The organism is Piscinibacter defluvii (assembly GCF_004011805.1).
Classification (GTDB): Bacteria; Pseudomonadota; Gammaproteobacteria; order Burkholderiales; family Burkholderiaceae_C; genus Piscinibacter; species Piscinibacter defluvii.
Map to the genome: position 1 here is coordinate 1 of NZ_RCHJ01000087.1, position 2,662 is coordinate 2,662.

At 69.0% G+C, this 2,662-nt stretch carries 1 protein-coding gene; it reads right to left on the minus strand.

Annotation, left to right across the window (positions count from 1 at the left end; translation table 11 throughout):
- A partial coding sequence (locus tag D9C15_RS32920; protein WP_240668689.1) for a beta strand repeat-containing protein occupies positions 1-2,662 on the minus strand: 2,662 nt, incomplete at both ends.

The following is a 2,662-nucleotide window of genomic DNA, read 5'->3' on the forward strand; positions in this document are numbered from 1 at the left end:
TCGACCGAGTAGGTACCACCGGGTTGGACGGTGGCCAGCACGGTCTGCTGGACGCCGTTCGCATCGGTGACCACCAGGCTGACGGTGGAGCCAGGCGGCAGGTTGGTCGTGCCGGTGATGGTACGATGGTGCCCGCATCGTTGGCATTGGCCGAGTTGCCGGCCGCATCAGTGGCCGTGGCCGCGACGGAGTAGTTGCCCTCGGCGAGCGCAGTCGGCACATCGACCGAGTAGGTACCACCGGGTTGGACGGTGGCCAGCACGGTCTGCTGGACGCCGTTGGCGTCGGTGACCACCAGGCTGACGGTGGAGCCGGCAGGGAGGTTGGTCGTGCCGGTGATCGTCGGCGTGGCATCGCTGGTCAGTGCCGGTGCGTCGACGGTGACGCTCGGCGCGGTCAGGTCGATCGACCCCGCATCGTTGGCATTGGCCGAGTTGCCCGCGGCATCGGTGGCGGTGGCGACGACGGAGAAGTTGCCCTCGGCGAGCGGCGAAGGCACGTCGACCGAGTAGGTACCACCCGGCTGGACCGTGGCGGAGAGGGTCTGAGCTACGCCGTTGGCATCGGTGACCACCAGGCTGACGGTGGAGCCGGCCGGTAGGTTGGTGGTGCCGGTGATGGTCGGTGTGGCGTCGTTGGTCAGTGCCGGGGCATCGACGGTGATGCTCGGTGCAGTCAGATCGATTGCGCCGGCGTCGTTGGCCGAAGCGGCGTTGCCCGCCGCATCGATGGCTGTGGCCACGACGGAATAGTTGCCCTCGGCGAGTGGCGTGGGCACGTCGACCGAGTAGGTGCCACCGGGTTGGACGGTAGCCAGCACGGTCTGCTGAACACCGTTGGCTTCGGTGACCACCAGGCTGACGGTCGAACCCGCGGGCAGGTTGGTCGTGCCGGTGATCGTCGGCGTGGCATCGTTCGTCAGCGCCGGGGCATCGACGGTGACGCTCGGTGCGGTCAGATCGATGGCGCCCGCGTCATTGGCATTGGCCGAGTTGCCCGCGGCGTCGGTGGCGGTGGCGACGACGGAGAAGTTGCCCTCAGCGAGCGGCGAAGGCACGTCGACCGAGTAGGTGCCACCGGGCTGGACCGTGGCCAGCACGGTCTGCTGAACGCCGTTGGCATCGGCGACCACCAGGCTGACGGTCGAACCCGCGGGCAGGTTGGTAGTGCCGGTGATGGTCGGCGTGGCATCGTTGGTCAGTGCCGGTGCGTCGACGGTGACGCTCGGCGCCGTCAGATCGATGGCGCCCGCGTCATTGGCATTGGCCGAGTTGCCGGCCGCATCGGTGGCCGTGGCCACGACGGAGTAGCTGCCCTCGGCGAGTGCACTTGGCACATCGACCGAGTAGGTGCCACCGGGCTGGACCGTGGCCAGCACGGTCTGCTGGACGCCGTTCGCGTCGGTGACCACCAGGCTGACGGTGGAGCCGGCCGGCAGGTTGGTCGTGCCGGTGATGGTCGGCGTGGCATCGTTCGTCAGCGCCGGCGCGTCGACCGTGATGCTCGGCGCGGTCAGGTCGATCGCCCCCGCATCGTTGGCATTGGCCGAGTTGCCCGCCGCGTCGGTGGCCGTGGCTACGACGGAGTAGTTGCCCTCGGCGAGCGCAGTCGGCACATCGACAGAGTAGGTGCCACCGGGCTGGACCGTGGCCAGCACCGTCTGCTGGACGCCGTTGGTGTCGGTGACCACCAGGCTGACGGTGGAGCCGGCAGGGATGTTGGTCGTACCGGTGATGGTCGGTGTCGCGTCGTTCGTCAGCGCCGGGGCATCGACCGTGATGCTCGGTGCGGTCAGGTCGATCGCCCCCGCATCGTTGGCCGAAGCGGCATTGCCCGCGGCATCGGTGGCCGTGGCGACGACGGAGTAGCTGCCCTCGGCGAGCGCAGTCGGCACGTCAACCGAGTAGGTACCACCCGGCTGGACCGTGGCGGAGAGAGTCTGGGCCACGCCGTTGGCATCGGTGACCACCAGGCTGACGGTCGAACCGGCAGGGACGTTGGTGGTGCCAGTAATGGTCGGCGTCGAGTCGTTCGTCAGGGCTGGGGCATCGACGGTGACGCTCGGTGCGGTCAGGTCGATCGCCCCGGCGTCGTTAGCCGTGGCGGCATTGCCGGCCGCATCGGTGGCGGTGGCCACGACGGAGTAGCTGCCCTCGGCGAGAGGGTTGGGCACGTCCACCGAGTAGGTGCCACCCGGCTGGACGGTGGCCAGCACCGTCTGCTGAACGCCGTTGGCATCGGTGACCACCAGGCTGACGGTAGAGCCGGCCGGCAGGTTGGTGGTGCCGGTGATGGTCGGCGTGGCGTCGTTCGTCAGCGCCGGCGCATCGACGGTGATGCTCGGTGCGGTCAGGTCGATGGCGCCCGCATCGTTGGCATTGGCCGAGTTGCCGGCCGCATCGGTGGCGGTTGCCACGACGGAGTAGCTGCCCTCGGCGAGAGGATTGGGCACGTCGACCGAGTAGGTACCACCCGGCTGGACGGTGGCCAGCACGGTCTGCTGCACGCCGTTCGCATCGGTGACCACGAGGCTGACGGTGGAGCCGGCAGGGAGGTTGGTGGTGCCAGTGATGGTCGGCGTGGCGTCGTTGGTCAGTGCCGGCGCATCGACCGTGATGCTCGGTGCGGTCAGGTCGATCGCCCCCGCATCGTTGGCCGTGGC